The 6,712-nt window shown below is 38.9% G+C and carries 4 protein-coding genes and 1 pseudogene; 2 read left to right on the plus strand and 3 right to left on the minus strand.

Going from position 1 to position 6,712, the window contains the following annotated elements:
- The 3 genes and pseudogenes from VB654_RS16975 to VB654_RS16985 all read right to left on the minus strand — a co-directional run.
- Window positions 1–581: pseudogene (locus tag VB654_RS16975) on the minus strand (ABC transporter); the annotation flags it as partial.
- A gap of 154 nt (window positions 582–735) precedes the next feature.
- On the minus strand, window positions 736–1,929 hold the full coding sequence (locus tag VB654_RS16980) for an ABC exporter membrane fusion protein (RefSeq protein WP_323214990.1): 1,194 nt from the start codon (window positions 1,927–1,929) through the stop codon (window positions 736–738).
- A 220-nt stretch (window positions 1,930–2,149) separates the two neighbouring features.
- The gene (locus VB654_RS16985; RefSeq protein ID WP_323214991.1) at window positions 2,150–2,473 is read right to left on the minus strand and encodes a hypothetical protein; all 324 of its coding nucleotides are present in this window, start codon (window positions 2,471–2,473) and stop codon (window positions 2,150–2,152) included.
- Window positions 2,474–3,310: 837 nt separating this feature from the next.
- Between VB654_RS16985 and VB654_RS16990 the strand changes: the two genes are divergently transcribed.
- Entirely contained in the window at window positions 3,311–3,574 is a 264-nt protein-coding gene (locus VB654_RS16990) for a hypothetical protein (protein ID WP_323214994.1), read from the plus strand.
- A gap of 365 nt (window positions 3,575–3,939) precedes the next feature.
- Window positions 3,940–6,712: beta-ketoacyl synthase N-terminal-like domain-containing protein (locus tag VB654_RS16995; RefSeq protein ID WP_323214992.1), on the plus strand; the 2,773-nt coding region annotated here is incomplete at its 3' end.

A 6,712-nucleotide genomic window follows, 5' to 3' on the forward strand; every position in this document is an offset into this window, starting at 1 on the left:
ACGCCAAAGGAAGGGCCTAAGCTAAATAAACTGCCAATTTTCACTTTGTAGCCAACTAAGGCAAGATAGCTAAATATTTCGACTTGTACAGGTTTTCCTTGCTCAAATTTTTCAGCTAGTGGTCCAAATTCTGGGCGAGATGCCCGGTCAAATAAAACTTGATCAGGAAGTTGCAATAAATGGAGATTTTGTTCAATATTTGGTAATTTGATAATTGATTCTACTGGATTAAAACCCAAGACATATATAGGGTATTTAAACCCAGTTTGGGGATTTTTAAGTTTCGCAAATTGGACATATAAAGGACTAACTGATTCTACATCTTCAAAACCTAAAAGTTGGTATAGACGCTGACGGGGAAAACTTTGGTTGGATGTCAACGATTGATATTGGATGCTAATTAAAAATAAATTTCCGTCTAGATTTTTATGCAACTGGGTAGCACTTGCATAGAGGGCATCCTGAAAACCAATTTGAATAAACATCAGCACGGATACAAATGCAATTCCAGCTAAGGCGACAAGAAAGCGCACTTTTTGTTTGACTAGTTGTAGCCAAGCTAGAGGTATGTTGAGAATCATTGAGATAACCTCAAAGTTAACAGATGAATGAAAAAACAAACCACCTTCTTTTATGAGACAATACGCGTTAAGCGTAGCTAGGCATAGGGCTTTAGACCCAAAGAACACCAATAAAAGAGGTTTTAATAGGTTTTTTGCGTCGGTATTCTACAATTTATATATTGATGAGTACCTGCACTTGTAAATCGGTTAGAGTTGTAACTGGTTGGTATTTCGGTGGGTTATCGAGCCGGATTTTGACATCAACTACTTTATTATCTGTATTCACCTGTGGATTGAGGTCAAAAATATTTTGTCTACTAACTTGCAAGCCAATATCTGTAACTTTTCCGCGTAATTCTCCTGCAAAAGCATTGCTAGTAATCTTGGCTGACTGTCCTAGACGCACTTTTTGAATATCAGTTTCATAGACTTCTGCAACTACATACATTTGTTGTGTGCGTCCTAATTCTGCGATCCCGGCGTTGCTAATAACTTCTCCTGGACGAGTATTAATTTTCAGCACTTGGCCACTGATAGGCGATCGCACTGAACTTAAATCCCAGTCAGCTTGAGCTTGTTTCACCGAAGCGATCGCACTTTCAACATCAATTTGTGCTGCTTGAATATCAGTAGGACGGACTTCAGCAATACTTTCGAGTCTAGCTTGAGCTTCATATAACTGCTTTTGAATAGTTTCTACAGTCCGCTTGAGTGCAGCTTGAGCTTCATTGAGCTGCTGTCGAACAGTATCGACTCGCAACTGTTTACTATCTGAATTTGAAGCTGAAATTGCACCCTCTTGATATAACTGTTGATATCGTTGATTTTCATTCTCAGCATTACGCAACTCAGCTTCTAAACGAGCAATTGTAGCTTCTTGTGCCGAAATTCCTCCCCTCAACTCAGCTTCTAAACGAGCAATTGTGGCTTCTTGTGCAGAGATATCTCCGGCTTTTGCTCCCGCTTTTACCTGATTGACACTAGCTTGAGCAACTAAAACCTGTTTTTGGGCTTTTTCTAAAGCAGCAAGGCGAGTATAGTAATTGTCAAGAATGGCCACCACTTGTCCTTGAGACACCCAATCACCTTGATTAACCAGGAGTTTCGCTACCCGTACCCCCGTTTGGGAATTAGCAGCAGATAAACGAATGACTTCGCCTTGAGGCTCTAAACGTCCTAAAGCAGCAACACCAGTTATGGTAGGGGAAGTACTTGATATGATAAAAGGTTCCACTGTAGAGGTTGAACGATTTCGGGAAAAACTGTAGAAAGAAATTGTTCCAGTAGCTACAGCTATAGAAATTGCCAAAATGATTGACCACTGACTTACAGGTTTTGTGGATAACTGCTTAGGTTTGGGTGTCATAGTTAATTTTTTCTAAATTAGAAATATCTAGCTACAAGTCACTCAATTTTGGATTAACCTCTCCTGATCAAGAAGAGGCTTAAACATTGAAAAATTTTAATTTTTTCTCAGTCATTAGTCAGAAATCTTTATGCCCACGAGAGATATGATTGGAACAGAATCCTTAATCATCATCGGGATATGTATCTCCAAGAACCAATGACTAATGACCAATGACTACTTACTTGTTTAGTACTGCCTCTTTTTGATTATTCAAAATTGCCAAGTATTCCCGACGTGTTCCATCTATCCGGTAATGGTCGCAAATTTGGCAGAGTTTTAAAACATCCAATCGGCTGAATAGTTTTTGATGCTCAATTTTGTTATCAGTCCTCCACCGCCAGAAAGTTGTCCGGTCAATGCGGCGATTACTCTCAGGCCATCTTCGTCGGGATAAGAAATCTACTATTTCTTGTTCATAAAACGAGTAGCCTTTAGGCAATTTTAGAAGTTCTTCTTTTAACTCAACTAGCGGTATGAGTGGATCTAACTCAGATAGTCTCATGCCAGCAATCCCTTATAGTTTCGTGTCAGTCTAATTATGTAGAATGCCTGATGCAGCACGGTTTTATTATATGCAAGTAAATTGTCATCTTGCGTGAATTTTCATCCATAGAAGCATGAGATAATCAAGCAAGTTTATGCTTTTATATTTTTCTAATTGGAACATGAACAGATTTAATTATCTTTTACATCATATAGAATAAACATCATGATACTCAATTGCAACCCATACGCAACATATTTAATTATCAATAATCGGCAAACTGGCAGATAACAGCCAAGCGAATTAATTATGTTGAATCACGATTCAATAGTGCTTTATCTAGCAAGGAAAATTTATACATAATTCACTAGTTATATTTTTTATTGCAAGAATGCAACTATTAGTAAATAAAATTACATTTTATGGTAGAAAAATCAGTTTTCAGTAATTGTAGGTAATAAAAAACAATTATCTAGCTTTTTATAGTTTGCTTTAATTGTATTAAAAATCAGAATAATATTACCTACGGCAGATGTCAATACTTTTCGGGTAAGGGGTGTAAAGACGTTCCATGTAACTTCTCTCTCAAGGTTTATTCAATCAATCTTTGGGAAGATGTAGAATTTTTTTAACCAAATCAATCTATTTACATAATAAAATTATAGTCATATACAACGGTTAAAAATGCAACCCTATGAGTAATAAATATGAAAATAAAATCCATGCAATTTCTATGCAATATTTATGAAGATTACTTTACTGTATGGCATACTAATAAATCAGAACTTAAATAATGATTGAATTAATAGTTCCTGCCCTTCAAAAAGCATATACACAATGAGATTACAGCGATTCATGCTCTCGTTACCAATTTTTGATAATCAGAGGCTAATTTTTCATGCAGATCGACAGACTCTTCGGAAAGCAGAGATGGCACGTCTGGCGATACATGAATGGCTGAATCAGCATGATTTTGAGTTGGAAGAGTGGAAAAATAAAACTGCTTTTGAGCTTGGTATTAGTATTAGTGAGCTAGAACAAAAACTATTAGTCTCTACTCATGAAAAGTCAATGAAGAGAAAAAATAAAGCTCCTAATGATTCAGAAGATAATGCTTAATAAAGTTAGCTATACCAAGATAAAACTGTGCCAGCAATAATAATTAATGCGTGCCAACAGTTTTGCTTTTCCAGCATATCTTCAGCCCAAAAATGTTGAGTTGCATATAAGTTGTAATCAAGAATCAATCAGTCTAATATAGCTGCAATTAGCAAATTAATATAATGATATACAGGAGGATACAGCCTCAATGTTAAGCTATCCACCCTAAAGTTGTAAAATCACTTATATTACAACTTTCGAGATATCAACCAATGATTTGTTGCAAGCGATGTTGTGGTTAATAGATCATTGGTAAATTTCTGACTGACAGATAAACTCTCAATATCTCTACACTTCACAAGCCTAATAGTAAATTTGAAGTCATGGCTGCTTCTAAAATTGAAGCTGAATTAGAGCAATTGCAAGTTGAGATCAGCAATTGTGAAAAATCTTTGCTAAAGCTAATACAGGGGAAAAAAATTATGGTGAGAACTGAACCGCTAAATACTAGCGAAATAAATAGAAAATTGCAACAGACCCAGATTGCTATTATCGGCATGGCTTCTATATTTCCCCAAGCCAAAAACTTACAGGAATATTGGGAAAATATTATGCGCAAGGTTGATTGTATTACTGATGTTCCGCCTTCGCGTTGGAACGTAGATGATTATTACGACCCTAACCCCAAAACACCTGATAAAACTTACTGTAAACGGGGTGGATTTATCCCCGAAGTTGATTTCAATCCGATGGAATTTGGCTTACCACCTAATACTTTAGAAGTTACAGATATTTCTCAGTTGTTAGGTTTGCTAGTTGCCAAGTCCGCTATTGAAGATGCTGGTTATGGTGAATCTCGGCAGTTTAACCGCGAGCGCACTGGTGTAGTATTGGGTGTGGCTGTTGGTCGGCAATTGGCTTTACCACTTAGTTCTAGAATGCAATATCCTGTTTGGGAAAAAGTTCTCAAAAGCAGTGGCTTATCTGATGAAGATACGCAAAATATTGTTGAAAAAATCAAAAGTGCATACGTGCAGTGGAATGAGAACGCCTTTCCAGGAATGTTAGCTAATGTCATTACTGGACGAATTGCCAACCGCTTAGATTTGGGGGGAATGAACTGTGTAGTTGATGCTGCTTGTGCTAGTTCCTTGGGTGCGCTGAAAATCGCCATTAGTGAGCTTGTTGAAAATCGGTCTGATATGATGCTGACTGGGGGAGTTGACACAGATAACACCATTATGGCTTATATGTGTTTTAGCAAAACTCCGGCTGTTTCTCCCAGTGAAAATGTTAAACCATTCGATGCCGATTCTGATGGGATGATGCTGGGTGAAGGTGTGGGGATGTTGGTATTGAAGCGCCTGGAAGATGCCGAGCGAGACAATGACCGCATCTATGCAGTGATTAAAGGTATTGGCAGCTCTAGCGATGGTCGCTATAAAAGCATCTATGCACCTCGTTCAGAAGGTCAAATTAAAGCTCTATATCGTGCTTATGAAGATGCAGATTGTTCGCCTGCAAGTGTGGGTTTAATTGAAGCACATGGCACTGGCACTCTGGCGGGAGATCCCACCGAATTTTCGTCTATTAAAGCAGTTTTTGGGGAAAATAACCCCAAACAACAATATATTGCTCTAGGAAGTGTTAAGTCACAGATTGGACATACCAAAGCAGCTGCGGGTGCGGCGAGTTTAATTAAAACTGCTTTGGCTCTGCATCATAAAGTTTTGCCACCGACAATTAACATTACTCAACCTCACCCGAAGTTGAATATTGAAAGTTCTCCGTTTTATTTGAATACGGAAACTAGACCTTGGATTACTAGCGATGACCAACCCAGACGGGCTGGAGTCAGTGCTTTTGGCTTTGGGGGGACTAACTATCACGTGGTTTTAGAAGAATACAAACACGAACACAATCAGCCTTATCGCATACATAATAGTTTTCAGTCAGTATTGATATCAGCTAAAACACCAGCAGAGTTGTTATCGCGTTGTGAAGAAATTCAACAACAATTACAATCTGATGCGAAAGAACAGCATTATGCAGAACTAATTGCGGCGGGGAAGGCTTTAGAAATCCCAATTACGGATGCTAGAGTGGGGTTTGTGGCTAATTCTCTGACTCAAGGGGGGGAATTGTTGCAAAAAACAATTGACTTGCTCAAAAGCAAGCTAGAAGCGGAATTCTGGGAGCATCCCCAAGGAATTTATTACCGTAAAACTGGCATCACCAAAGACCAGAAGGTTGTGGCTCTGTTTTCTGGTCAAGGTTCACAGTATTTGGAAATGGGGCGAGAATTGGTGATTAACTTTCCTGAGCTGCGGCAGACTTATGCAGAGATGGATCAGCTTTTATGCCAAGATGGTTTACAGCCTGTTTCAGAGGTTGTATTTCCGAATCCTGTATTTAATTCAGAGCAAAAAGCAGCCCAGATATCAGCTTTACAACTGACAGAATATGCACAGCCAGCCATTGGGGTTTTTAGTGCAGGTCTGTACAAGATTCTGCAAGCTGCGGGATTTAAAGCAGATATGGTTGCTGGACATAGTTTCGGAGAGCTTACTGCTTTATGGGTTGCAGGGGTTTTGAGTGAGAAGGATTACTACTTTTTGGTGAAAGCTAGGGGTCAAGCTATGGCTACACCCCAAGATGAGCAGTTAGATAATGGAACCATGCTGGCGGTGAAAGGGGATGTGAGTCAGGTGCAAAAACTGATTGCAAATTTCCCTCTCGTTCAGATTGCTAACTTGAATTCTCATCAACAGATGGTGTTAGCTGGGACAAAGGCGGAAATAGCCAAAGTTGAAGAGATGCTGACGGCTCAAGGGTTCCATACAGTATTGCTGAAAGTTTCCGCAGCTTTTCATACATCCCTAGTGGCTTATGCTCTCAAACCTTTTGCTCAGGCTATTGCAAGGGTGACTTTACAGCAACCACAAATTCCAGTTTACAGCAATTTTACCGGGAAACCCTACCCCCATCAGCCACAAGTTATTCAAAATATTCTCCAAGAACATCTGGGGAATCAGGTGTTGTTTCAAGAGGAAATTGAAAATATTTATGCTGAAGGCGGTTATTGCTTTGTGGAATTTGGGCCACGCAATACTCTGACTAATTTAGTCAAAGAAATTCTTGGCCATCGCCCCCATA

This window comes from Nodularia sp. UHCC 0506 (assembly GCF_034931045.1).
Classification (GTDB): domain Bacteria; phylum Cyanobacteriota; class Cyanobacteriia; order Cyanobacteriales; family Nostocaceae; genus Nodularia.

Excerpts from the sequence above, each read along its gene's own strand:
- VB654_RS16980 (WP_323214990.1), bottom strand. The coding sequence starts at position 1,929 with ATGACACCCAAACCTAAGCAGTTATCCACAAAACCTGTAAGTCAGTGG.
- VB654_RS16985 (WP_323214991.1), bottom strand. The coding sequence starts at position 2,473 with ATGAGACTATCTGAGTTAGATCCACTCATACCGCTAGTTGAGTTAAAA.
- VB654_RS16990 (WP_323214994.1), top strand. The coding sequence starts at position 3,311 with ATGCTCTCGTTACCAATTTTTGATAATCAGAGGCTAATTTTTCATGCA.